Source organism: Bordetella flabilis, from assembly GCF_001676725.1.
Taxonomy (GTDB): domain Bacteria; phylum Pseudomonadota; class Gammaproteobacteria; order Burkholderiales; family Burkholderiaceae_B; genus Bordetella_C; species Bordetella_C flabilis.
The window spans coordinates 1,739,436-1,764,144 of sequence record NZ_CP016172.1 but is presented as its reverse complement, the minus strand read 5'-3'; the positions used below and the strand labels follow the sequence as shown (position 1 = coordinate 1,764,144).

The window sequence follows — 24,709 nt, the reverse complement described above, 5'->3', positions numbered from 1 at the left end:
CCAGCCATGACCGATTCGACCGACCTCGCCGAACTCATCCGCGAACGCCTGCAGCCGTTGGACCCGCTGGCGCTCGACGTTCAGGATGACTCGCACCTGCACGCCGGCCATGCCGGCAGCCGCAACGGCGCGTCGCATTTCACGGTGCGGATCACTGCTACATGCTTCAACGGATTGTCAGCCGTAGCGCGGCATCGCCTGGTGTATGATCGCCTGGGTGATTTGATGCCATACCCCATCCATGCCCTGGCGCTGGACACTCGAACTCCCTGAAAGGAACTACATGAAACGTATCATCCTGCTGGCGGCGGCCTGCCTGATTGCCGCTCCGGTCTTTGCCCAGAATGTGGCGACGGTCAATGGCAAGGCCATCACCGAGAAAAGCCTGGACCAGTTCGTCAAGCTGCTTGTCAGCCAGGGTGCGACGGATTCGCCGCAATTGCGCGAACAGGTCAAGCAGGAAATGATCAATCGCCAGGTCTTCGTGCAGGCCGCCGAAAAGGCCGGCGTTGCGAAGCAGCCCGATGTGCAGACCGAAATCGAATTGGCGCGCCAGGGCATCATGGTCCGCGCCCTGATGGCCGACTACCTGCAAAAGCATCCCATCACGGATAAGCAGATCCAGGACGAATACAACAACGTCAAGCAACAGCAGGCCGGCAAGCAGGAATACCAGGTCCGTCATATCCTGGTCTCGGATGAAAAAACGGCCAACGACCTGCTGGCCCAGATCAAGGCTGGCAAGCTGAAGTTCGAAGACGCCGCCAAGAAAAACTCCAAGGATCCGGGCAGCGCGGAAAAAGGCGGCGACCTGGGCTGGGCCCCGGCCACCAACTACGTAGCGCCCTTCGCGCAGGCCGTGACCGCCCTGAAGAAGGGTCAACTGGCCGACAAGCCCGTGCAAACCCAATACGGCTGGCACATCATCCAGGTCGAAGACACCCGCCCGGTGGAATTCCCGCCGCTGGACCAGGTCCGTCCGCAACTGGAAGAGATGCTGCGCCAGCAACTGCTGGGCAACTACCAGAAATCCCTGCGCGACCAGGCCAAGATCCAGTAAGGCCATGACGGCGCGGCGCCCCCCCGCCGAACAGAAGCCTCGCGATTCGAACTGCACCCCAGCGTCGGACACTCCGTCCGGCCCTGGGGTGTTTTTCATGGGCCGCACGGATCCAGCGCTGCCCGCCCCACCTGCCGACGGCGCGCCAGTTGCGTTTATCGGCTTGGATTGGAATGACTTATGTGCGGCTGGACGTCTGTGTGTCCACCTTGTACAGGTGCCTGAACAGGCGCGTCGGTACGGCTACGCGCCGGTAGCGCCCGGGGCCCTTCGCCCGCGATGAACCGCACGCCCCGCGTGAAGCGGCACTGGAACTGGCCGCGCGGTGCAATTTCATCGCTGGAGCCAGTCCGCCTCGCGAAGCGTACGGTGACACGGCCGTCCGGCATCGCGCGATAGCGTATGTATTCGACAACCGGGCGATCTTCCGTGTCCAGCGTGGGGTGCGTGTCGGCAAAGGCCACGTATTGTTCGTTCGGGATCAGGAAACGTACGATGCGCGAGCCGCCCCGTATTGTGGGTCCGCGCACGTCGCTGCCGTCTCTTGAGCAACGATCCAGATCCAGCAGCACTGTGACGGATTGCCCAGCCATCAGGGCGTCCACCAACGCCCGGTAGGTCGGTAGCTCATGGGCGGCGGCGGGTGCGCCGATCAGCACAGATGCAGCGCCTGCAAGCATAGCGGCAGGAACGCCACGCCGGCGCCGATACCTGGCCAGGGTCGGCGACGCCGCGCGCATGGGGGGCTTCGAAGTCGCAAGTACGCGGGTAGGGTGAATCATGTCTGCTCCGAGGGCCGCCGCGGCCCAGGCGGCGCAAGCCCGGTTCGTTGTATCGGTGCGGCCGCGGTCTGTGCAGGATGGTGCGGATTTGGTTCCGCGCGGAACGGCGACGTCCCTTGCCCGAGTGCCACGACCCATCAGTACGAACCCGGGCCTCGGTCGCTCGCCGCCGAAGTGAGACATCGGCACTCGGACATCGGCACTCGGACATCGGCACTGGGACATCGGCGCCCGGTTTACCGGGCCCGGTTTTCCAAGAGGCCGCTTTCAGGTGGGCCTCCTTCGAAGGCCGTTTCCTGTAACCCTACTCCGTCACGCCGAGCAATTGCTTCAAGCCGTCTTCGTCCAGGACCGGCACGCCAAGTTCCCGGGCCTTGACCAGCTTGCTGCCCGCCTCTTCGCCGGCGACCACATAAGCGGTCTTCTTCGACACGGAGCCGCTGACCTTGCCGCCAGCGGCCAGGATGTGCCGGGTGGCGTCGTCGCGCGTCCATTTCGGCATGGTGCCGGTCAGCACGAAGGTCTTGCCCGCCAGGCGGCCGCTACGGGCGGCGGCTTCTGCCACGGGATGCACGCCCTGGCGCTTCAGCGCCTCGACGATGTCGCGGTTGTGCGGTTCGGCGAAGAACCGGTGTATGGAGGCGGCCACTGCCGGCCCGACGTCGGGCACCTCCAGCAGTTGCTCCTCGGTGGCGTTCATGATCGCATCCATGTCGCCGAAATGGCGCGCCACATCGCGTGCGGTGCTCTCGCCGACGTGGCGTATGCCCAGTGCGAACAGCAGCCTGCCCAACGTCGGCGTGCGCGCCTTATCGATGGCGGCAACCAGATTATCGGCGGACTTCGTCCCCATGCGTTCGTAGGCGGCCAGCTCCTCCGCGCGCAGGCTGTACACGTCGGCCAGCGACTTGATTCGATCGCGCTCGACCAGTTGATCGACCAGCTTTTCGCCCAAGCCTTCTATGTCCAATGCCTTGCGTCCGGCGGCATGCAGCAATGTCTGCTTGCGCTGGGCGGCGCAGAACAGCCCGCCCGTGCAGCGGGCGATGGCTTCGCCTTCCGGGCGTTCGATCGCCGAGCCGCACACGGGGCACGCGGTCACCATGCGGAACTCGCGCGCGTCGGCGGGACGCTTTTCCAGGATGGGGCCGACCACCTCGGGGATGACATCGCCGGCACGGCGCACGATGACGGTATCGCCGATACGCACGTCCTTGCGGCGGATTTCATCCTCGTTGTGCAGCGTCGCATTGGTGACCGTGACACCGCCGACGAAGACGGGCTGCAGACGGGCGACGGGCGTAATGGCCCCGGTGCGGCCCACTTGCACCTCGATATCGACCAGCGCCGTGGTGGCTTCTTCGGCGGGATACTTGTGCGCCAGGGCAAAGCGCGGCGCGCGCGCCACGAAGCCCAGCACCTTCTGCGCCGGCAAGGCGTCGACCTTGTACACCACGCCGTCGATGTCGTAGGGCAGCGTGGCGCGCAGCTTGCCGACGCGCGCGTAGAAGGCCAGCAAGCCATCCGCGCCCGTCGCGCGCAGATTGTGCTGCGCATTGACCGGCAGACCGAGCTGCGCCAGCCATTCCAGCATGGCGCCATGCGATTCGCGCGGCAGCGTGGAGACCTCGCGCGTGCCGGGCGCGGGTTCGTCGAAGCGATCCGCCTGGCCGCCCGACAGACCGTGCACCTCGCCCCAGCCATACGCGAAGAAGCGCAAGGGACGTCGCGCCGTAATGCGCGGATCCAATTGCCGCAGGCTGCCGGCCGCGGCGTTGCGCGGATTGACGAACACTTTCTCACCGTGTTCGGCCTGGGCCTGGTTAAGGCGTTCGAAGTCGCGCCTGTTCATCAGGACTTCGCCGCGCACCTCCAGTACCCGTGGCGCGCCCTGCTTGAGCTGCAGCGGGATCGAACGGATGGTGCGGATATTTGCGGTCACGTCTTCGCCGGTCTGGCCGTCGCCCCGCGTCGCGGCCTGCATCAGTTTGCCGTTCTCGTAGCGCAAGCTGATCGCCAGCCCGTCCAGCTTGAGTTCACAGAAGTAATCCGGCTGGCTTGCCGGACCCAGCAGGCCGGCCGCACGCAAGGTGTCGGTGACCCGCTTGTCGAAGGCGCGTACCTCGTCTTCATCGAAGGCGTTACCCAGGGACAACATGGGAACCGCATGCCGGACCGCGCCCAGGGCGGCCAGCGGCGTGGCGCCCACCCGCTGGGTCGGCGACTCCGGCGTGACCAGCTCGGGATGTTCGGCCTCCAACGCCATGAGCCTGCGCATGAGCGCATCGTAGTCGGCGTCGGAAATGACGGGCGCGTCTTCGACGTAATACCGGTAATTGTGCTGCTCGATCTCGACGCGCAGGCGGTCGATCTCTTCCTGCGCGGCCGAAGCCTTGTCAGCGCTCACGCGAACACCCGCAGCGCGCGTTCGCTGCCGGCGCGCAGGCCAGCCTGCTCCAGTTGGCCGAACAGCACCTGCAGGCGCTCGTCGATGACCGTCACGGAGGCGTCCGCCAGAGGCTTGCCCTGGTCGTCGACCAATTCCGCACGCAGGCGCTGCGCCAATTGCCGGCCCACCTCGACCATGCGGCCGAAGGCGCGCTCATCCGGCGGGCTGCACGGCACGTCCAGCAGCAGGTTGAGCCGTTCCACGCCGCCCATGCCGGCATCGAAGGCAGCGCCATCGGCGCGCGTCAGGGTGAAGCGCGCAAGGCCGGTGTCCGACATCCACGCCAGGCGCGGGCCGTCATGGACGAAGCCCAGGTCGCGCGCCACCGCGAGCACCTCGGCGGCGGGCTGCGCACCGCCCAGCAGCAGGGTCAGGCCCACCTGGGTATCCAGGGCCGCGCAGGTATCGTCCAGCCGGGCGGCACGTTCGAGCACCGCCTGCTGGTCCGGCCCCTCGATGGCCGCATCGAAGCGCTCGCCAAGATCCTGCGCACGAGCCCAGGCCTGTGACCATTCGATGGCGGTCAGCGGCCCGGTACGGTTCGCCAGCAGCACGGCGATCTGCAAGGCGACGTAATGTTCGTCGGGGCGCAGGCGGGCACGATGGCGCTGCGCGTCGGTCTGGCCGAACACGCGCATGGGCTTGCGGCCGGCCGCGCGCATGCTTTGCGTCACGGACAGGAGGTCGGCGCCGCGCACCGGCTCGGCGAAGGACACTTCGATCACGACCTCGGAAGCCGGGTCCGCTTCTTCGCCGTCGTCACCGTCGCCATGCGTGTGCGTCGCGGCCGGCGCCGGGCCGTTCGCGGCATGCGGGGCGCCAGGCGAGAACCCGGAAGCGGGTCCGCCGGCCGTGCCCGCCGTGCCGAGCCCCGGCTCGCGCCGCGGCACATGCGCCTGCGGCACGCCATGGGCGGCGCCAGCATCGCTGCCCGCCGCGCCCAGCAGGGGATCGTGCTCGTTGCTCGGGAAATGTGCCTGCATTTTGCGGCGCACGCGGCGGTCCTGCCACCAGTTGAAGCCCAGCACCATCAATATGAGCAGGACGCCCAGGACGATCAGCCCGATCTGCAAATCACTCATGTATCAATCCCGCGCCTTTCCGGCAGCGCCTTTATCAAACTAGGGTTATGCGGCCTCGGCCGCGAGCTGGATCGCCGAATCGATATCCACGGCGACGATGCGGGACACCCCCTGCTCCTGCATGGTAACGCCAACCAGTTGCTTGGCCATCTGCATCGCGATCTTGTTATGCGATATAAAAAGAAACTGCGTTTGCTCGCTCATGGCGCTGACCAGATTGGCATAGCGTTCGGTATTGGCGTCGTCCAGCGGAGCATCGACCTCATCCAGCAGGCAGAACGGCGCCGGGTTCAGCTTGAACAGGGCGAACACCAGCGCGGTCGCGGTCAATGCCTTTTCCCCGCCGGAGAGCAGATGGATGGTGCTGTTGCGCTTGCCCGGCGGCTGCGCCATGACCTGCACACCCGCGTCCAGGATCTCGTCGCCGGTCATCATGAGCTTGGCTTCGCCGCCCCCGAACAGCCGAGGGAAAAGCTCGCCAAAGTGGCCGTTGACCGTATTGAACGTCTCCTGCAGCAGCGCGCGGGTCTCGCGGTCGATGCGGCGGATGGCGTCCTCGAGTGTCTCGATGGCGGTCATCAGGTCCGTCTGTTGCGCGTCCAGGAATTCCTTGCGTTCGCGGGAGGCCGTCAGTTCGTCCAGCGCAGCCAGGTTGACCGAACCCAGCGCATCGATCTGCCGCGAAATGCGCGCCACCTCGGATTGCAGCCAATTGGCGCGACGCCATTCCTCGGGCATGCTTTCCAGCTTCTGGGCGAGCGCCTCGCGATCGACTTCACGCGCGTTCAACTGCTCGCTGAACTGCTCTTCGGCCAGGCGGGCCGCCTGCTCCTGCAGTTGCAGCTCCATGATGCGTGCCCGGCGCGGCTCCAGGGACTGCTCCAGCCGCACCCTGTCCTCGTCCACGCCGCGCAACTGCGCCGCCAGGTTGTCCATTTCGATACGCGCGCGCGCCAGCGCTTCCTCGCGCTCGGCGCGCAGCTCCAGTGCATCCTGCAGGCCGGCTTGGGAAGCCGATGCGTCGAGTTCGAACAGCTCGCCCTGCAACTGTTCCAGCTCGGCGCGGGCGCGCTGGCTCTGGTCGGCCGCCAACTGCTGGTTGCGCCGCAGATCCTGGATGCGGGCCTCGATGCCACGTTGCGCGAATTCGGATTCATGCACAGCACGCTCCAGGTCGCGCAGCCGGGCACGTGCGGCCTCGGCCTGGGCGGCCAGGGTTTCGCCGTCGATCTCGGCATCGGCGAAGCGGGACTGGTGCTCGGCGAGTTCCTGGTCCAGTGTTTCGAAGCGGACCTCGGCGTCCTCGCGGGCGGCACGCAGTTCTTCTTCCTGCGCCGTGATCTCCGCCAGGTCCTCGCGCAACCGTGCCCCTCGTTCGCCCGATTGTTCCGCTTGCTGCTGCAAACGGGAATACTCCAATTGGACGTCGTGCACACGGCGGGTCACCTCGGCCACCCGCTGGCGCGCCGGCACCAGGGCCTGCGAAACCTGCTGCCAAGCCGACTCGGCCCGCGCGACGGCCGCGCGCCCCTGGTCGGCGATCAGTTGCTGCGCCTTCAGCTCGCGTTGCAGGTTGGCGATTTCCTGCTGCCGCGCCAGCAGGCCCGCCTGTTCGGAGTCGGCGGCGTAAAAGCGCACGCTATGCGCGTCGACCAGATGGCCGTCCTTCACCACGTAGCTGCCGCCCGCCGGCAGCGAGGCACGGGCTGCCAGCGCCTGGGCGACAGTATCAGCCACATAGACATCGCGCAGCCAGTCGTTCATCAGCGTGCGCAGGTCGCTGTCCGTGATGCGCAGCAGGGCGGTCAGGGGCTGCAACCCGGCCGGCACCGCGGGGGCGGGGGCGGCGACGGGCAACTGGTAGAACGCCAACCGTGCCGGCGGCGCATCGTCGGCGAAAGCCTTGGTCCAGTCCAGCGTGCGAACTTCCAGGGCCGCCATGCGCTCGCGCAGTGCCGATTCCAGCGCGGTTTCCCAGCCCGCTTCCACGTGCAGCTTCTGCCAGAGCCGGGCCATGCCGGCCAGTTCATGCTTGGCCAGCCACGGCTCCAGGGCGCCCTGCTTCTGCACGTCTTCCTGCAGCTTGACCAGGGCCGACAGCCGCGCTTCCAACCGCGCCAGCGTCTGCCCTTCCTGCTGCGCGGCGGTCTGGGCGCGGCCACGTTCGGCGTCAGCCTCCGGGAGCCGCGCCTCCAGGCCGGCGAGATCTTCCTGCGCGGATTCCAGCTGTTCCTGACCGGCGGCCAGCGCCCCGGCCAGTTCATCCAGCCGCGCCGGGTCGGGCGTCTGCAATTCGCGCAGTTCCTGCTGCACCCGCTCGCGACGCTGCTCCAGGGCCTGCAATTGCCGATCCGCATCGCGCTGGCTTTGCGCCACCAGCGCCAACTCCTGTTCCACCTTGGCCAGGGCGCCGCGCATGCCATCACGGCTCTGCGCGGCCTCGCGCACGCGGGCCTCGACGGCGGGCAAGGATGCCTGCGCGTCGTCGGCCATCGCGCGGGCCTCCTGCGCGCGGTCCGCGCCGCTGGCCAGGTCTTCTTCAGCCTGGACGATCTGCTCCGCGCAATGCGCCTGCTGCGCGTCCCATTCCTCGATCTGCTGGTTCAACTGCTGGCGACGCGCCTGCACCCGGTTGCGTGATTCCACCACATGCCGGATTTCCGCCTCCAGGCGGCTGACCTGGGCATTGGCTTCGTACAACTGCCCCTGCGCGGTGTGGACGAGGTCGCTGGCGGCGTAGTGGGCCTGGCGACGCGATTCCAGCGCCGCTTCGCCGGCGCGCAGTTCGGCAGTCGCCGCTTCGAGCTCGTTCTGCGCCTGCTGGATCTCCTGGATTCTCTTCTGCCGCTCGGCACGCGCGCCGGACTCCTTGATGAACCACAGCGCGTGCTGCTTTTGCTCGCCGTCGGCCTGCAGTTCGCGATACTGGCGGGCAACCTCGGCCTGCGACTCCAGCTTTTCGAGTTGCGCGTTGAGCTCGCGCAGGATGTCTTCGACACGGGTCAGGTTTTCACGCGTGTCGGCCAGGCGGTTCTCGGTTTCGCGCCGGCGCTCCTTGTAGCGCGAAACGCCCGCCGCTTCTTCCAGAAAGACGCGCAACTCCTCCGGCCGAGCCTCGATCAGCCGGTTGATCATGCCCTGGCCGATGATGGCGTAGCCACGCGCGCCCAGGCCCGTGCCGAGGAAGATGTCGTGGATATCCCGTCGCCGGACTTGCTGGTTGTTGACGAAATAACTGCTGGTGCCGTCGCGCGTCAGCACGCGCCGGACCGCGATTTCGGCATAGGTGCTCCACTGCCCCGCGGCGCGGCCCTCGCTGTTGTCGAATACCATTTCGACGGACGCCCGGGCCGCCGGCTTGCGATTGCCGGAACCATTGAATATGACGTCCTGCATCGATTCGCCGCGCAATTCCGACGCCTTGGCCTCGCCGAGCACCCAGCGCACGGCGTCGATGATGTTCGACTTTCCACAGCCGTTGGGCCCCACCACGCCCACCAGCTGGCTGGGAACGGGTATGACGGTCGGATCGACGAACGACTTGAAGCCGGCAAGTTTTATCTGGGTAAGGCGCACAGTAGCTGTATGACGGACCGGAGTTGAACGAGGCGTTGAACGGACCTGTCGCCCGCATGGCAAATCGGCCCCGCAGGGCCGATGGCTGCCGGTCCCGCGGACCGGCTTTTTTCGGGCCTTATGATACCCCACTGGATACCCCGCCGCCCGCCCCTGCCGCATGCCGGGCGCCGCGGACCGCCCGCCCCGACCGTGTGCATTGCCGCAACAGGGAACCGCCCAGGGGGCAAGCCCCAATCGGCCCGCAGCGGGCCGGACGCTATACTCCCTGACACTTTTTTTTGGCGCGGGCCTATCCTTGCCGCAGCCGCTGCCGGATACTGACCGGCAACGTGAATGGGGACATCATTGAAAAGAGGCTTTTATCTGGTCATGGCCGCGCAGGCCCTATCCTCGCTGGCGGACAATGCCCTCTTCATTGCGGCCATTGCCCTCATCCAGGAACTGCGAGGCCCCGACTGGATGGCGCCGCTCATGAAGTGGTCGTTCGCCCTGGCCTATGTCCTGCTTGCCGCTTTCGTGGGCGCCTTCGCGGACTCCTACCCCAAGGGCCGCGTGATGTTCGCGACCAATGCACTGAAGGTCGGCGGGTGCCTGCTGATGTTCTCCTATGCCAGCCTGGGGATCGCGCCGGTCCATCAGACCTATCTGGTCTGCCTGGCCTATGCCATGGTCGGCGTCGGCGCGGCGGCCTATTCGCCGGCCAAGTACGGCATCGTCACGGAAATGCTGCCCCCGGAAATGCTGGTCAAGGGCAATAGCTGGATAGAAGGCTTGACGGTCATCTCCATCATCCTGGGCACGGTGGTCGGCGGCGCGCTGATCTCCCCGGAAATCTCCCACCTCGTCCTGACCCACCCGCTGAGCAGCAAGCTGGTCCACACGCCGGCCGAAGCCGCCATCCTGGTGATCGCAGTCGTGTACCTGGTGGCGTCCGCCTGCAACCTGCTCATTCCCAATACGCACGTGCGGTATCCGCCCCAGCAGAAGAACCCGATCCGCCTCATCACGACCTTCGGCAGCTATGTGCGGGTACTCTGGCATGACAAGCTGGGGCAGATATCGCTCGCCGTGACGACCCTGTTCTGGGGCGCCGGCGCGACCCTGCAGTTGATCGTAATCGAATGGGGACGTAGCCACTTGGGGTACCGCCTGGACCAGGCTTCCATTCTGATGGGCGTAGCGGCGGTGGGGACGGTGGTGGGCTCCATCCTGGCCGGGCGCATTCCGCTGCGCAAGGCGCTCAGCGTGCTGCCCGTGGGGGCCGCGATGGGTCTGGTGGTTCTGCTGATGCCCTTCGTCTACAGCCCCTGGAGCGTTTATCTGCTGCTGCTTCTGATCGGGGGGCTGGCCGGGTTTTTCGTCGTACCCATGAACGCCCTGCTTCAGCACCGCGGCCATGTCCTGCTGTCGGCGGGGCATTCGATCGCGGTACAGAACTTCAACGAGCAGTTGAACATCCTGCTCATGGTGGCGGTCTACACGGTCCTGCTGTGGCTGAACCTGTCCATAGGCATCATCATTGGGATCTTCGGCTCCATCGTCGTCGTGCTGATGCTGATCTTCATGCGCTGGAGCCGTCGCAACCTGCAGGCACGCCCCGAGCTGCTCGCGCAGATCGGCCAGGAAGGGCACGGCCAGGCCTTGCAGGAACGCTCGCACTAGGCGGCGCCACGGCGAGAGCGCTCGCCAACACCAGGCCCCCGAATCAGGCAGGCATACCAGGCAAACCCGGGGGGCCAGCCCTACAGGCTCATCGCCAGACGCAGATCCTGCCAGGTACGGGCTTTTTCGCCCGGGCTGCGCAGCAGGTAGGCGGGATGGTAGCTGACCACCACGGGAATTTCCCGGTCCCGGGCTTTGAACATATGGACACGCCCGCGCAGGCTGCCGATGGGCGCATCGGTACCCAGCAAGGTCTGCGCGGCGAAACGACCCAATACCAGGATGCGCTCGGGATTCAGCAACTCGATCTGCCGCATCAGGTAAGGGCCGCAAGCCGCGATTTCCTCCGGCTTCGGATTGCGATTGCCGGGCGGCCGGCATTTGATGACGTTCGCGATGAACACATCGCGTTCCCGGCTCATGCCGACCGCAGCCAGCATGGCGTCCAGCAGTTGGCCCGAGCGGCCGACGAAAGGCAGCCCCTGCCGGTCTTCCTGCTCCCCGGGGGCCTCCCCCACGACCAGCCATCGCGCTGTTTGCGCCCCCATGCCGAAGACGGCCTGCCTGCGGTTGCGGCACAGCGCGCAGGCGGTACATGCCACCACGCGCTCGCGCAGCCCATCGAGGTCCAACGTCGCCAGTTCTTGCTCGGTGGGGGGCGGCTGGGCCGGCGCCTCGGCACGGGCGGCCGGCGAGACCGGCCGCGCCGCCCGCCCAAGAATAGCCGCCGCCGGGCTGACAGGGGCCTCCGGCGCGCCCACCGTGGTCGTGCCGGGGGCGGGCGCAAGCTGGGGCGCGGACTGCGAGTCGCCTGCGGGACCATGCTCAGGACCATGTCCCAGCCGGCCTTCCAGGCCATCTTCCGGCCCAACTACCGACCTGGCCGTCGGCGCCACGCCATTGGGGGAATCGGCTTGACGGGCCCCGTCAGCGCGCGTGTCCGCGGCATCCGCCGACGTGCCCGCCAAACGGGGCGATGCCAGCTCGGACGTTGTCGCGGCCACGCCTGCCGCCACTTGGCCCTCGAGATTTGCGTCCACCGAACCCGCAGCGATATCGCCCACCGAACGGGGAGCGGACGGCGGCGCGACAGCGCGCGCGCGTGCCGGCGCGGCGCTGGCCTCTTCGCGCAGCCACACTTTTTCCATGCCCAGTTCGCGCAGCCACGCACGCTGCAGCGGATTCAGCACGGGAGCGATGCGCGGCCCTGCAGGGGTTTCAGACATGGCCATCTCCGGGCACGGCTACCGCCTTCTGCATGACCAGCGCATCCTCGCGCCGGCCCTTGCCCGCAGGGTAGTAGTTCCGTCGCAGCCCGACGTGCCGGAAGCCATGACGTTCGTAGAAGGCCACCGCCCCCCCGTTGGACGGCCGCACTTCCAGGAGCAGGCCCGCAATGCCTCGTTGACGCGTACGTTCCACGCACCAGTCGATCAGGCGAGAGCCGATTCCCTGGCGATGCAGGGCCTTCTCCACCGCGATGACCAGCAGGTGCGACACATCGGGCGCATGCATGAGTATGCAGAAGCCGACGACATGACCGGCGCGGCGCAGCACGCAGCCGTCATAGCCGGCCGCCAATGCATCGGCGAAATTGCGGCGAGTCCAGGGGAACGTCTGCACCGAGGCCTCGATGCGCGCCATATCGTCCAGGTCCACCGTGGACATGGGCGCGATTTCGAGCGGAACCGGCGGGACGGCGGCGGGCGCCGGTTCCGCCGGCGGCGCGCCGCCCGCGGGCTCCGTGGAGAGCGGGTCCGAGGCGGATCCCGCATGCGGCGCATGCCCGGGCTGGCCAGCCGCGACGCCCAGCGTCGAGCCCGCCTTGGGGTTGCCGCCCTGCCCCGCCAGCCGCTCTGCCGTGGTATATGCCACACGATCCCGCACGTACAGCGGCATGGCGTGCTCCGGTGGCTGGCCCTCGCCGCGCCGCCACGCTTGCGACGCCAGCCGCGCGACCTCGCGCGCGTGAGGCCGCAGGGCGTCATAGCGGTTCCAGTCCGCCAGCGGCAGCATGGACGCGACGTGCGCGTCCCAGGCGTCGCCGGCCAGGACCGGCGTCAGGGCCAGGCCACTGCGCTCGCACCAGCCGGCCAGGTTCCCTTGCACCCAGGGGACCACTTCCGAGGCTGCGATCAGCAGCGGCTCCGCCAGCACCTCCCACAGCGTGTCGTCCGCCGCGCCTTGCATTCGCCGGTACACCGCGAGGTAGACCTCCGCCATGCGGGCGTCCAGCGCCACCACGATGGCCTGGTTCGGCCGCGCCGGCACCTGGGCCGCCACCGCCATGTGGGAAACCACGGGCACGACCGGTAGCCCATGCGCCAGGGCGATCCCCTGGGCGACACCGCAGGCCACGCGCAGGCCGGTGAACGCTCCCGGCCCCTGACCGAAGGCCACCGCCTGCAGATCGTCCACGCCGAGGCCGGCGTCGCGCAGCAAATCGCGCGCCATGGGCAGCAGCCGTTCAGCGTGCTCCTGCGCGCCTTCGTGCTCCATGGAAGCGATGGCCGGGCCGCCCGGACCGTCCCGCAACAGCGCGACGCTGCACCGGGACGAAGAGGTCTCAAGGGCCAGAAGAGTGTGGTTCATAGCTCGGAATTGTACGTAATACCAGGGACTTGCCCTCGTATGTAAGGAGGATTCGAACTACTCCCCCCAATGTGTAATATCTTGTGAACGCCCACTAGTCGCTCATTCCGGGCGCTGTTACATTTCCGGCCATGAATACGCAAAACACCACTCCGACCCGCAAAGTCCTCGTTGTCGATGACGATCCTCGCCTGCGCGATCTGCTGCGGCGATATCTCTCCGAACAGGGCTTCAACGTCTTCGTCGCGGAAGACGCCAAGGAAATGGGCAAGCTGTGGCAGCGTGAGCATTTCGACCTCCTGGTCCTCGACCTGATGCTGCCCGGCGAGGACGGTCTGTCCATCTGCCGCCGCCTTCGCGGGGGACATGACAACACACCGATTATCATGCTGACGGCCAAGGCCGAGGAGATCGACCGCATCGTGGGTCTGGAGATGGGGGCGGACGACTATCTGTCCAAGCCTTTCAACCCGCGTGAACTGCTGGCTCGGATCAACGCCATCCTGCGTCGCCGCGGTACCGAAGAGCACCCCGGCGCCCCCAGCCAGGAAAACGAATCCATCGCGTTCGGCCCGTATGTGCTGAATCTTTCCACCCGCACCCTGACCCGCAACAACGAGCAGGTGCCGATCACCACGGGCGAATTCTCCGTGCTGAAGGTTTTCGCCCGCCATCCGAAGATTCCGTTGTCGCGCGACAAGCTGATGGAGCTGGCGCGTGGCCGCGAGTACGAAGCGTTCGACCGCAGCCTGGATGTGCAGATTTCGCGTCTGCGCAAACTGATTGAACCGAATCCCTCGAAGCCGGTATTCATCCAGACGGTGTGGGGCCTGGGCTATGTTTTCGTTCCGGACGGTGGCAGCTGAATCCTGATCGTTCCCGGGGCAGGAACGCCGCAACATGCTCCGCTTGCGCAGCACACTCAAAGCCATGACGTCGCGTGTACGTCTGGGTCTGTTCGGCCGCACCTTCCTGCTTCTGGCCGCCTTGATGCTGGTCAGCCTGGGCGCCTGGCTCCAGGTGTTCTTCAGCATGGAGCTCGGTCCGCGCGCCAACCAGATGGCGCAGCGGGTCATCACGGCGGTCAACATCACCCGCACTGCCCTGGTCTACTCGCAGTCGGACGAGCGCAGCAAACTGCTGCTGGACCTGGCCACCAACGAAGGCATCCAGGTCTATCCCCGCGAATTGACGGACTACGCCGAACCGCTGCCCAATGACGATTACTGGCAGCGGGTGGCGCAGCATATCCGCAGCCGCTTCGGTCCCGAGACCCAGATCGCCTGGGGCGTAAACCAGGTGCCGGGCTTCTGGGTAAGCTTCCAGATCGACCACGACCTGTATTGGCTGGTTTTCGAACGCGAACAGATAGGCTTGACCGGCGGCATCGAATGGCTGGGCTGGGGCGCGACCGCGCTGCTGCTGTCGCTGGTGGGCGCGGCGGTCAGCGTGGGCTTCGTCAACCGTCCGCTGTCGCGGCTCGCCCGCGCGGCCCAGGTACTGTCCCGTGGCGAGACGCCGGCCGCCCTGCCGGAAAATGGCCCGCTGGAAATCCGCGATTTGAACGCTTCGTTCAACCGCATGGCCAAGGATATCCGGCAAACGGAAGCCGACAGGGAATTGATGTTGGCGGGCATCTCGCATGACCTGCGTACCCCGCTTGCGCGCATGCGGCTGGAGATCGAGATGAGCGGCGTCTCGGAAGACGCGCGGCAGGCCATTGACGACGACCTCGCGCAGATCGATCACAGTATCGGCCAGTTGATGGAATATGCCCGGCCTGCCGGCACCCTGCCGCAGATGGCGACCGACGTGTCAGGCGTATTGACCGAGTTGCTCGACCGGGAACGCAGCCACACCGCGTCCACGGGCGGGGAGATCGAAGCCTTCATCACGCCGGGACTGCGCGCCAGGATCACCGCCCTCGACCTCAAGCGCATCGTCAGCAACCTGCTGGAAAACGCCCGCCGCTACGGGCGCTCCGGCGACGGCCAGGCTCATCTGTACATGGCCGTGCAATCCGAAGGCAATATCATCGCCATCGAGGTATCCGATCGAGGGCCCGGCATCGCCGCCGACGACGTCGATCGCCTGCTCCGACCGTTCTCCCGCGGGGAAGCCGCGCGGACCGGCGTCAGCGGCGCAGGCCTGGGCCTCGCCATCGTCGAGCGGCTGCTCAAGCATGTCGGCGGCACGCTGAAGATGGTCCCTCGTGCGGGAGGCGGACTGACGGCACGGATAGAGTTACCCAAAGCCCGCATTAGGAATTATCAACTAGACAGTGAAACCTAATAGCGTAAAATTACGGTCTACGTTTCACCACCCCAAAACGCATAGGAGTCCACATGAAAACTGTTGGCGACAAACTCGAGCCTTTCAAGGTTGCAGGCGTCAAGCCCGGCTTCAATCAGCACGAAGAAAACGGTGTCTCCGCGTTTGAAGACATCACGGAAAGCTCGTTCCCCGGCAAGTGGAAGGTGATCTACTTCTACCCGAAGGACTTCACCTTCGTGTGCCCGACTGAAATCGTCGGCTTCAACGCCCTGGCCAAGGAATTCGAAGACCGTGACGCCGTACTGCTGGGCGGTTCGAGCGACAACGAATTCGTCAAGCTGGCCTGGCGCCGCGAGCATCCGGACCTCAACAAGCTGGGTCACTACCAGTTCGGCGACACCACCGGCGCGCTGATCGACCAGCTGGGCATCCGCGAAAAGGGCGCAGGCGTCGCATTGCGCGCGACCTTCATCGTCGATCCGGACAACGTCATCCAGCACGTGTCGGTCAACAACCTGAATGTCGGCCGCAATCCGGAAGAAGTACTGCGTCTGCTGGACGGCCTGCAAACGGACGAACTGTGCCCGTGCAACCGTAAGGTCGGCGGCGACACGCTGTAATTCGTCAAGCCCGGTTCGCCGGGCTTTAACTGCTTCGACCTATAGGTAAAAACTATGGAATTTATTCAATCTATTAAAGAAGCGATTCCTGACTGGGCGAAGGACATACGGCTGAACCTCGACGGCGTCATCAGCCGCTCCACCTTGCCGGCTGAGGATGCTGTCGGCGCCGCGCTCGCCGCAGCGTTCGCATCCCGCAGCCCCATGCTGATCGAAGCCTTCAAGAAAGGCTTGTCGGACACAGACGCAAACGCGGCGTTGACCGCTTCGGCGCTGATGGGCATGAACAATGTCTGGTATCCGTACGTCGAGATGGCCGGCGACACCCAGCTCAAGAGCCTGCCGGCCCAGTTGCGCATGAACGCGTATGCGACCAGCGGCGGCGTGGACAAGAAGCGCTTCGAGCTGTTCGCCCTGGCGGCCTCGATCGTCGGCAAGTGCCATTTCTGCGTGCAATCGCACTACGAGCTGCTGAAGAAGGAAGGCTATACCGTCGAACAACTGCGCGATGTGGGCCGGATCGCTTCGGTCGTGAATGCAGCCGCGTTGGTGCTCACCGCCCAGGGCAAGTAAGGCGTGCGCGATCGCGGGCGGTCCATGGACAGGCTCACGCCACGGCGTGGGCCTTGCCTTTTTGCGGGTCAGGAAGCGCGCGCGAGCAGTACGGCGACCGTCGCGGCGATGCCTTCCTTGCGGCCAAGATAACCCAGGCCTTCGTTGGTCTTGGCCTTGATATTGACGGCGGAGGGCTCCACGGCCAGATCGGCCGCGATGTTGCGCGCCATCGCCGGCGCATGCGGCCCGATCTTCGGCGCCTGCGCGTGCAGCGTCGCGTCCACGTTGACGACGGTCCAACCGGCGTCCGCCACCTTGGCCATCGCATCGCGCAACAGCACCCGGCTATCCGCACCGCGATAGGCCGGATCGGTATCCGGAAAGTGCCTGCCGATATCGCCCAGCCCGGCGGCGCCCAGGATGGCGTCGGTGAGGGCATGCAGCAGCACGTCCGCATCCGAATGCCCGAGCAGGCCGTGCGTATGCGGAATCGTCACGCCGCCGATCACAAGCGGCCTGTCGGCCACCAGCGCATGGACGTCGAAGCCCTGTCCCACCCGGAACGGGAACGTCATAGCCATTTCTCCATCAATTCGAAATCCTCGGGCCAGGTGACCTTGAAGTTGCGCATGACACCGGGCACCAGCAGGGGCGCGTGGCCCGCCGCCTCGATCGCCGACGCCTCGTCCGTAACGTCAAGGCCGCGTCCGGCGGCCTCGCGCAGCGCACGGCCAAGCATTCCGACGCGGAACATCTGGGGCGTCTGCGCCAGCCACAGTGCCTGCCGGTCGACCGTGCGCGCAACCCGCTGCGCGCCGCCCTTGACGGTGTCGCGGACCGGCAGCGCCAGCAAACCGCCAACCGGGTCGTCCCAACAGGCATCTATCAGCCTGCGCAGCGTTTCGGCCGGCAAACCGGGCCGGGCCGCGTCGTGGACGAGGACCCAGGTTTCCTCGGCCGCGCCGCTGTCCGCCAGGGCATTGGCGACCGTCTGCGCGCGCGTGGCGCCGCCGCAGCGTCGCCATACCGTGCGGGGCAGGCCGGACAAGGCCGATTCGGCCCAGCCGTCATCGGGCGACACGGCGACGCGCACCTGGGCGACGCGGGGATCCGAAAGCAGCGCAAGCACCGAATGCCGCAGCATGGCCATGCCCGCGAGTGGCCGGTACTGCTTGGGAATGGCGGCCCCGTGGGCGCCCACGGCGCGGCTGCCGACCCCGGCAGCGGGAACGATCGCGATAAGAGAGGCGGACATAAGCCAGTGATTTTATAATCTTCCTTCTCATGCCTGCAGATTTCCCCTCCTCCCCCACGGCGCCCCGGGTCCCGTCGACCTCCTCCACCCTGGCGGCGCTGAAGCCCGGCAACCGATACTCGCAACCCCGGCCACCTGGTTCGGGCGATGCCTGGTTGCTGGCCGACCTCGCGCGCCACGCCGCGCGTCCCTTGCTGGTGCTGACCGCCGACCCTCTGGAAGCGCAGCGCCTGACCGACGAAATACATCTGTTCGCGCCCGAGCTGCGCGTGCGGCAATTGCCCGACTGGGAAACCCTGCCGTACGACGCCTTCTCGCCGCACCATGACCTGATCTCGGAGCGCCTGAAGACGCTCGATGCGCTGATGCACCGCGCCGTGGACGTACTTGCCGTGCCGGTGACGACCGCGCTGTACCGGCTGGCGCCGCCGGCATTCATGGCGGCCTACACGTTCTCGTTCAAGCAGCGCGACAAGCTGGACGAAGCCGCCCTGCGGGCGCAATTGACGCTGGCCAACTACAGCCATGTGACGCAGGTCACCGCGCCGGGCGAATTCTGCCTGCGCGGCGGCCTGATCGACCTGTTCCCCATGGGCTCGCCCGTGCCCTACCGTCTGGACCTGTTCGATAACGAGATCGAATCGATCCGCGCCTTCGACGTCGATACGCAGCGCAGTCTCTATCCGGTCAACCAGGTACAACTGCTGCCCGGTCGCGAATTCCCGATGGACGAAGAAGCGCGCAACCGCTTTCGCGCCCGTTTCCGCGAGGTCTTCGAAGGCGATCCGTCGCGTGCTGTGCCCTATCGGGATATCGGCACCGGCATCGCCTTCGCCGGCGTGGAGTACTACCTGCCGTTGTTCTTCGAACAGACCGCCACCCTCTTCGATTACCTGGATGCGTCCACCCTGACCGTCACGGTAGGCGACATCGAAGACGCCATGCGGCGCTTCGGGCAGGACACGGCAAGCCGCTACGGATTCCTCAAGAGCGATCGCGAAAGACCGGTACTGCCGCCCTCGGCGCTGTTCCTGGACGGCGAGTCGCTGTTCGGGCTGCTCAAGGACTTCGAGCGGCTGGCGCTGACCAGCGAACGCACGCATCCGGACATCGAGCCGGCGCCGGATGTGGCCGTGACCCGGCGCGCCGACGACCCCGTCTCGCGGCTGCGCGCCGTGGTCGATGGCGGCAAATGGCGTGTGCTGCTGTGCGCGGATTCGGCCGGTCGTCGCGAAACCTTGTCCCAGATGCTTGTCGAATTCGACCTCGCGCCCGACGCCGAGCCCGCATCCATCGAGGATTTCCGCGGATCCACGGCCCGTCTGGCCTTGCTGGCGGCGCCCTTGACGTCCGGCTTCAGCCTGCCGTCCGAAGGCATTGCCTTCATCACCGAGAACGATCTCTACCCCGGGCAGGGCGTGGTCAGCCGGCGCGGGCGGCGCGAGCAGGAACGCGCCAGCAATGTCGAAGCCATGGTGCGCGACCTGTCGGAGCTGCGCGAAGGCGACCCGGTCGTGCATGCGCAGCATGGCATCGGCCGCTACCACGGCCTGGTCAACATGGACATGGGCGAAGGCGAGATGGAGTTCCTGCATCTCGAGTACGGCCACGGCAGCACGCTCTACGTTCCGGTATCCCAGTTGCATGTCATCGCCCGCTATAGCGGAGCCGACCCGGAATCCGCGCCCTTGCATCAACTGGGCTCGGGGCAATGGGACAAGGCGCGCCGCAAGGCCGCCAGGCAGGTTCGCGATACCGCCGCGGAGCTGCTGGATCTGTATGCCAAGCGCGCGGCGCGCGAAGGCTATGCCTTCAAGTTGCCATTGAACGACTACGAGGCCTTCGCGGAAGGCTTCGGCTTCGAAGAAACGGTGGACCAGGCCGCCGCCATCCATGCCGTGATCCAGGACATGACCTCCGGCAAACCCATGGACCGGCTGGTCTGCGGCGACGTGGGCTTCGGCAAGACCGAGGTCGCGTTGCGCGCGGCGTTCCTCGCAGTGGCGAATGGCAAGCAGGTCGCCCTGCTCTGTCCCACCACCCTGCTGGCCGAACAACATGCGCAAACCTTCTCCGACCGCTTCGCCGATTGGCCCGTGCGCGTCGTGGAGTTGTCGCGCTTTCGCTCCGCGAAGGAAGTGACGGCGGCCATCAAGGGCATCAAGGAAGGCAGCGTCGACATCGTCATCGGGACCCACAAGCTGCTGTCCAAGGAAGTGCAGTTCAAGCAACTGGGGCTGGTCATCATCGACGAGGAACATCGCTTCGGCGTGCGCCAGAAGGAAGGACTGAAGGCGCTGCGTGCCGAGGTCGACGTGCTGACGCTCACGGCCACGCCCATTCCACGCACCCTGGGCATGTCGCTCGAAGGCATCCGCGACTTCTCCGTCATCGCAACGGCGCCGCAGAAGCGGCTGGCCATCAAGACGTTCGTGCGGCGCGAAGACGGCAGCACCATACGCGAAGCACTGCTGCGCGAACTGAAGCGCGGCGGACAGGCTTATTTCCTGCACAACGAAGTCGAAACCATCCACAACCGCCGGGCGCGGCTGGAAGAGCTGGTGCCGGAGGCTCGCATCGCCGTGGCCCACGGGCAGATGGGCGAACGCGAGCTCGAACAGGTGATGAAGGGCTTTTACCAGCAGCGCTTCAATGTTCTGCTGTGCACCACCATCATCGAAACCGGCATCGACGTCCCGACGGCCAACACCATCGTGATACACCGGGCCGACCGGTTCGGCCTGGCGCAGTTGCATCAACTGCGCGGCCGCGTCGGCCGTTCCCACCACCAGGCCTACGCCTACCTGCTCACGCCCGGCGAAGACGCGATCACCTCCAACGCCAAAAAGCGCCTGGAGGCCATCCAGGCCATGGAGGAGCTGGGGTCCGGCTTCTATCTGGCCATGCACGACCTGGAGATCCGCGGCACCGGCGAAGTCCTGGGCGAATCGCAATCGGGCAACATCCAGGAAGTCGGCTTTTCCATGTACACCGACATGCTCAACGAAGCAGTGCGGGCGCTGAAGGCCGGCGAGGAACCGGACCTGGAGGCGCCGTTCGGCTCGGCCTGCGAAGTGAATCTGCACGCGCCCGCGCTGCTGCCCGCGGACTATTGCGCCGACGTGCACGCCAGGCTGGCCGTGTACAAGCGGCTGTCGCATGCCGACGGCGAGGACGACCTGATCCGCATCCAGGAAGAGCTGATCGACCGCTTCGGCAAGTTGCCCGAATCCGCGCAGACCTTGCTGGCCACGCATCGCCTGCGCCTGTCGGCCCAGCCGCTGGGCATCGTCAAAATCGACGCCAGCGAGACCCAGGCCCTGGTGCAGTTCGGCCCGAAGCCCGCCGTCGACCCCTTGCGCATAATCGAACTCGTGCAGAAGCACCGCCACATCAAACTCGCCGGCCAGGACAAGCTGCGTGTCGAGATCAAGGGCCAGCAGGTGCCGGCCCGCGTCGATGCCGTGCGCGCCGTGCTGCGCGGCCTTGCATGAACCCGCCCTCCCAAAGAAGGACTTCCGCTTCCCTATGACCGCGCACCATCTCGTCATCCAGTCCCCCGCCCTGGCGGCCGAGCATTGCGAGCAGGTGGCAGCGCTGTCGCAGGCGCAAGGCCTGCATCGCCTCAGCGCCACCGCCGCGCGCCTGCTCGACGTCCAGCACGACGACGCAACGCGCACGGAAGTCCGCCACTGGTGCGAAAGCGCCGGAATCGACCATGCGTTCATGCCCAGGGGCAGCCGGCTGTCCCAGTGCAAGGTGCTGGCGATGGACATGGACTCCACGCTGATCAACATCGAATGCATCGACGAGATCGCCGATATCGCGGGCGTCAAGGACAAGGTCGCCGCCATTACAGAGGCCGCGATGCGCGGGGAAATCACCGACTTCAAGGACAGCCTGCGCCGCCGCGTGGCGCTGCTCGCCGGGCTGCCGGCGCAGGCGCTGGAAACCGTCTATCGCGAACGCCTGCGCCTGAATCCCGGTGCGGAGACGCTGGTTTCCAGCGCGCGCAGCGCCGGCCTCAAGGTGCTCCTGGTGTCGGGTGGATTCACTTTCTTCACCGATCGCCTGCGCGAGCGGCTGGGGCTGGACGACGCCCAGGCCAATGTGCTCGAGATCGAGGATGGCAAGCTGACCGGCCGCGTGCACGGCGAAATCATCGACGCGGCCGGCAAGGCCGAACGGCTGCGCGACTTCGCGCAGCGGCATGGCGCCGCGCCTGAACAAATCATTGCCATGGGCGATGGCGCCAACGATCTGAAGATGCTTGGCGTGGCCGGTTATTCGGTCGCCTACCATGCCAAGCCGGTAGTGCGCAGCCAGACGCGCTATGCGCTGAACGTCTGCGGCCTGGACGGCGTGCTGAACTGGTTCGAAACCTGACGCGGCGGCCGATCGCCTGCCATGCGGGGCGTCCGGATGGACACGCGATGCCCCGGCATTGAGCGGACGCCGGGTGCCGGGGCCGCTGCCAACGGAGCGGCCCGTCCCCATCAGTACTTCACGTTCAGGGACAGGATCGCGGCGCGTCCGGTACCCAGCTGGGCGTAATGCGAGGTGTACGCCTTGGTGTAGTAAGTCTTGTCGAAGAGGTTGACCACGTTCAACTGGGCGCTGAAATGCTCATTGAACTCGTAGGCGGCCATGGCATCGAAGCGCCAGTAGGAAGGTACCCAGCGCGCCTTGGGCGTGCCGTTGGCGTTGGTGCCGGGATCGGCGTTCCCGTACACCTTGTCGACATAGTAGGCGCCGCCCCCCACCGTCAGCTTGGGCATCAGGCGATAGGTCGTCCACAGGCTGAAAGTGTTGCGGGGTGTATTGGGCAGCTCTTCGCCGACGGCGCCGCTGTTGAAGGCGCCTTCCTGCAACTCACTGTCCATGAAGGCATAGCCGCCGTACACGTTCCACTTCGGCGTGATGCTGCCGGCGAAGCCCAGCTCGATGCCGCGCACCCTGGCCTTGCCGATCTGCTCGGTTTCATCGGCCGACACCGCCACACTGGTGTTCTTGCGGATGTCCTGGAAGGCCGCGGCGCTCAGCGTGAGACGGTTGTCCAGCACCTGCCACTTGGTCCCGACCTCCACCGTGCGGCTGCGTTCCGGCTCCAGCGATTCGGCCGTCGTCGTGATGGCATCCGAGACCGCGCTGGCCGCAATGGCCGAAGGCGTCGAGGAGGTGCCATAGGTGACGTAGAAAGTGCCATTGGGCACCGGCTTGTACGCCAGACCCAACTGGTAGTTCCACATATTGTCGGTACGACGCAGGTCGAAAGGACCGCCCGACTGGCCGCGGCCCGCGGGAATATTGGCGCCGCTGGTGTCATAGCGGTCCCAGCGCAGTCCCGCGCTGGCCTGCCAATGCTCGTTCAGTTCGACCGTATCGAAGCCGTAGATGCCGATGGTATCGGTGTTGTAGCGCGCCGGGTTGCCGTTGCGCGACAGCGATCCGGGATAGGAGGTATGCGGATTCGCGTCATAAAGCGAGGTGCATAGCGCCGGGTTGTTCACGGCTCCGTTGGTGCTGCACGCCGTGGGGATATTTGCAATGGTCTGGGTGTAGCCGTCCTTGTCCTGCTTGATGTTCGAATATTCCACGCCTACGTCGAAGGAGTGCTTCAGGCTGCCAGTGGTGAACTCGCCGCTGAGGTCGGTCTGGTTGGTGAAGGTATCGGTGTTGTAGTAGCCGGCCTTCAGGGCGCGGTAGACCAGGTTGCGGCCGACGTTGCCGATGCTGTCGTCCGGGTTGGTGGCCGCGAAGTCGGTCACCGACGTGCCGTAGCGCGTGACGTTGCGCAATTGCAGCTTGTCGCTGAAGTCGTGCTGGATATCGAGGGTGCCGACATCATTGCGCGTATCCATGAAGTCGCGACCCGTCAAACCGTAGAAGGTGGAGCGCTTCACCCCCTTGCTTTCCGTGACGGGTTGCCCCGTCGCCGGATCGTAGGGGATGGAGTAGTCCGGCATGCTCTTGTCCTGGTAATGGAAATAGCTGACCGTGACACGCGTCGGCGTCCCCAATCCCAGGGTCAGGGACGGCGCGACGCCGAAGCGCTTGAAATCCACCGCGTCGTCGCGACCGGGCACGTCGCCACGGTTGCCCATGACGTTCAAGCGGAAGGCTGCCTTGTCGCTCAACTGGAAATTGCCATCCGCGCTGAGGCGGTAATTATTGTCCGTGCCGATCTGCACCTGGCCGGACGTGGCGTTGCCCAGGTGGGGAGCCTTGCTGACCAGGTTGATGCTGCCGCCGGCGCCCCCCCGGCCCGAGTACACCGAATCGGGTCCCTTGATGATCTCCACCTGTTCGATATTGAAGGTATCGCGGACCTGCAGGCTGGGATCACGCACCCCGTCGATGAAGATGCTGTTGGCCGAGTTCTGGCCCCGGATGATCGGCAGGTCCGCGCCCGGCCGGCCGCCCTCGCCCGCCCCAAAGGTAATCCCCGGCGAATTGCGCAGCACATCCTGCAGGGTATTGGCCACCTGGTCCTGGATCACTTGCTGCGGCACCACTTGGACGGTACGCGGCGTATCAAGCAGCGGGGCGGTGAATTTCGGTGACTGCGAAGTCGTGGCCTGGTAGGGCGATGACTCCCCTTGCACCTGCACCGGCGCCATCTCCGTGACCCCCGGCGTCGACTGTGCGCTCGCCTGGGGCGTCATGAACAGGGCGGGCGTCGCCAGGGCGGCGGCCAGGGAATGGGTAAGCGTATTCACCGAATACGTGTCCTGCTGCTTCACAACGCTTCTCCTGAGAATTCAAATGACAACGATTCTTGTTTTCGACTTTGTTTCGA

At 66.0% G+C, this 24,709-nt stretch carries 18 protein-coding genes; 9 read left to right on the top strand and 9 right to left on the bottom strand.

All coding sequences use genetic code 11. The features are described from left to right. Window positions 1-6: 6 nt before the first annotated feature. Both BAU07_RS07725 and BAU07_RS07720 read left to right on the top strand, forming a co-directional pair. Window positions 7-273 carry a BolA family protein gene (locus BAU07_RS07725; RefSeq protein ID WP_066655623.1) on the top strand — a complete coding sequence of 89 codons (267 nt, stop codon included), beginning with the start codon at window positions 7-9 and terminating at the stop codon, window positions 271-273. A gap of 10 nt (window positions 274-283) precedes the next feature. Then, window positions 284-1,060 (top strand): peptidylprolyl isomerase, encoded by a 777-nt coding sequence (locus BAU07_RS07720; RefSeq protein WP_066655615.1) that lies wholly within the window; start codon window positions 284-286, stop codon window positions 1,058-1,060. A 155-nt stretch (window positions 1,061-1,215) separates the two neighbouring features. Here BAU07_RS07720 and BAU07_RS27360 read toward each other — a convergent pair whose 3' ends face one another. The 4 genes from BAU07_RS27360 to smc all read right to left on the bottom strand — a co-directional run bounded on the left by BAU07_RS27360 (window position 1,216) and on the right by smc (window position 8,949). Continuing rightward, complete coding sequence (locus BAU07_RS27360; RefSeq protein WP_198168885.1) at window positions 1,216-1,719, bottom strand: VirK family protein; 504 nt, start codon at window positions 1,717-1,719, stop codon at window positions 1,216-1,218. Window positions 1,720-2,146: 427 nt separating this feature from the next. After that, a complete protein-coding gene (ligA, locus tag BAU07_RS07715) occupies window positions 2,147-4,249 on the bottom strand; it encodes an NAD-dependent DNA ligase LigA (protein WP_066655608.1) in 2,103 nt (700 codons plus the stop codon). Continuing rightward, a complete protein-coding gene (locus BAU07_RS07710; RefSeq protein ID WP_066655605.1) occupies window positions 4,246-5,373 on the bottom strand; it encodes a cell division protein ZipA C-terminal FtsZ-binding domain-containing protein in 1,128 nt (375 codons plus the stop codon). Before BAU07_RS07710 ends, ligA begins: the two co-directional genes overlap by 4 nt. 45 nt (window positions 5,374-5,418) lie before the next feature. After that, window positions 5,419-8,949 carry a chromosome segregation protein SMC gene (gene smc, locus BAU07_RS07705; RefSeq protein ID WP_066655603.1) on the bottom strand — a complete coding sequence of 1,177 codons (3,531 nt, stop codon included), beginning with the start codon at window positions 8,947-8,949 and terminating at the stop codon, window positions 5,419-5,421. Window positions 8,950-9,297: 348 nt separating this feature from the next. Between smc and lplT the strand changes: the two genes are divergently transcribed. Further along, a complete protein-coding gene (gene lplT / locus BAU07_RS07700; RefSeq protein ID WP_066665025.1) occupies window positions 9,298-10,614 on the top strand; it encodes a lysophospholipid transporter LplT in 1,317 nt (438 codons plus the stop codon). 80 nt (window positions 10,615-10,694) lie between these two features. Here lplT and BAU07_RS07695 read toward each other — a convergent pair whose 3' ends face one another. Then, entirely contained in the window at window positions 10,695-11,456 is a 762-nt protein-coding gene (locus BAU07_RS07695; protein WP_415830391.1) for a uracil-DNA glycosylase, read from the bottom strand. 376 nt (window positions 11,457-11,832) lie between these two features. Beyond that, window positions 11,833-13,206 carry a tRNA (adenosine(37)-N6)-threonylcarbamoyltransferase complex dimerization subunit type 1 TsaB gene (gene tsaB, locus BAU07_RS07690; protein ID WP_066655599.1) on the bottom strand — a complete coding sequence of 458 codons (1,374 nt, stop codon included), beginning with the start codon at window positions 13,204-13,206 and terminating at the stop codon, window positions 11,833-11,835. 131 nt (window positions 13,207-13,337) lie between these two features. Between tsaB and risA the strand changes: the two genes are divergently transcribed. Genes risA through BAU07_RS07670 form a run of 4 tightly spaced genes read left to right on the top strand, consistent with a single transcriptional unit; the run spans window position 13,338 to window position 16,673 of the window. Beyond that, entirely contained in the window at window positions 13,338-14,072 is a 735-nt protein-coding gene (risA, locus tag BAU07_RS07685) for a response regulator transcription factor RisA (RefSeq protein ID WP_066639002.1), read from the top strand. 34 nt (window positions 14,073-14,106) lie between these two features. Further along, window positions 14,107-15,498, top strand: a complete 1,392-nt coding sequence (gene risS / locus BAU07_RS07680; RefSeq protein WP_066655597.1) for a sensor histidine kinase RisS — start codon at window positions 14,107-14,109, stop codon at window positions 15,496-15,498. A 53-nt stretch (window positions 15,499-15,551) separates the two neighbouring features. Further along, on the top strand, window positions 15,552-16,100 hold the full coding sequence (locus BAU07_RS07675; protein WP_066655594.1) for a peroxiredoxin: 549 nt from the start codon (window positions 15,552-15,554) through the stop codon (window positions 16,098-16,100). A gap of 54 nt (window positions 16,101-16,154) precedes the next feature. Beyond that, complete coding sequence (locus BAU07_RS07670; protein ID WP_066655582.1) at window positions 16,155-16,673, top strand: carboxymuconolactone decarboxylase family protein; 519 nt, start codon at window positions 16,155-16,157, stop codon at window positions 16,671-16,673. Between the two features lie 68 nt (window positions 16,674-16,741). On the opposite strand, the gene ispF is transcribed toward BAU07_RS07670, so the two are convergent. Next, window positions 16,742-17,230 (bottom strand): 2-C-methyl-D-erythritol 2,4-cyclodiphosphate synthase, encoded by a 489-nt coding sequence (gene ispF, locus BAU07_RS07665; protein ID WP_066655579.1) that lies wholly within the window; start codon window positions 17,228-17,230, stop codon window positions 16,742-16,744. After that, window positions 17,227-17,910 (bottom strand): 2-C-methyl-D-erythritol 4-phosphate cytidylyltransferase, encoded by a 684-nt coding sequence (gene ispD, locus BAU07_RS07660; protein WP_066655577.1) that lies wholly within the window; start codon window positions 17,908-17,910, stop codon window positions 17,227-17,229. The genes ispF and ispD overlap by 4 nt, the downstream gene beginning before the upstream one ends. Window positions 17,911-17,939: 29 nt before the next feature. On the opposite strand from ispD, the gene mfd reads away from it, so the two are divergent. Beyond that, on the top strand, window positions 17,940-21,404 hold the full coding sequence (mfd, locus tag BAU07_RS07655) for a transcription-repair coupling factor (protein WP_066655575.1): 3,465 nt from the start codon (window positions 17,940-17,942) through the stop codon (window positions 21,402-21,404). A 34-nt stretch (window positions 21,405-21,438) separates the two neighbouring features. Next, on the top strand, window positions 21,439-22,296 hold the full coding sequence (serB, locus tag BAU07_RS07650) for a phosphoserine phosphatase SerB (RefSeq protein ID WP_066655574.1): 858 nt from the start codon (window positions 21,439-21,441) through the stop codon (window positions 22,294-22,296). A 110-nt stretch (window positions 22,297-22,406) separates the two neighbouring features. Here serB and BAU07_RS07645 read toward each other — a convergent pair whose 3' ends face one another. After that, the gene (locus tag BAU07_RS07645) at window positions 22,407-24,653 is read right to left on the bottom strand and encodes a TonB-dependent receptor (RefSeq protein WP_066655570.1); all 2,247 of its coding nucleotides are present in this window, start codon (window positions 24,651-24,653) and stop codon (window positions 22,407-22,409) included. Window positions 24,654-24,709 lie beyond the last annotated feature (56 nt).

Bases quoted from the DNA above. Each gene is read 5' to 3' on its own strand.
- BAU07_RS07725 (WP_066655623.1), top strand. From the start codon at position 7: ATGACCGATTCGACCGACCTCGCCGAACTCATCCGCGAACGCCTGCAG.
- BAU07_RS07720 (WP_066655615.1), top strand. From the start codon at position 284: ATGAAACGTATCATCCTGCTGGCGGCGGCCTGCCTGATTGCCGCTCCG.
- BAU07_RS07710 (WP_066655605.1), bottom strand. From the start codon at position 5,373: ATGAGTGATTTGCAGATCGGGCTGATCGTCCTGGGCGTCCTGCTCATA.
- tsaB (WP_066655599.1), bottom strand. From the start codon at position 13,206: ATGAACCACACTCTTCTGGCCCTTGAGACCTCTTCGTCCCGGTGCAGC.
- risA (WP_066639002.1), top strand. From the start codon at position 13,338: ATGAATACGCAAAACACCACTCCGACCCGCAAAGTCCTCGTTGTCGAT.
- risS (WP_066655597.1), top strand. From the start codon at position 14,107: ATGCTCCGCTTGCGCAGCACACTCAAAGCCATGACGTCGCGTGTACGT.
- BAU07_RS07675 (WP_066655594.1), top strand. From the start codon at position 15,552: ATGAAAACTGTTGGCGACAAACTCGAGCCTTTCAAGGTTGCAGGCGTC.
- BAU07_RS07670 (WP_066655582.1), top strand. From the start codon at position 16,155: ATGGAATTTATTCAATCTATTAAAGAAGCGATTCCTGACTGGGCGAAG.
- ispF (WP_066655579.1), bottom strand. From the start codon at position 17,230: ATGACGTTCCCGTTCCGGGTGGGACAGGGCTTCGACGTCCATGCGCTG.
- ispD (WP_066655577.1), bottom strand. From the start codon at position 17,910: ATGTCCGCCTCTCTTATCGCGATCGTTCCCGCTGCCGGGGTCGGCAGC.
- mfd (WP_066655575.1), top strand. From the start codon at position 17,940: ATGCCTGCAGATTTCCCCTCCTCCCCCACGGCGCCCCGGGTCCCGTCG.
- serB (WP_066655574.1), top strand. From the start codon at position 21,439: ATGACCGCGCACCATCTCGTCATCCAGTCCCCCGCCCTGGCGGCCGAG.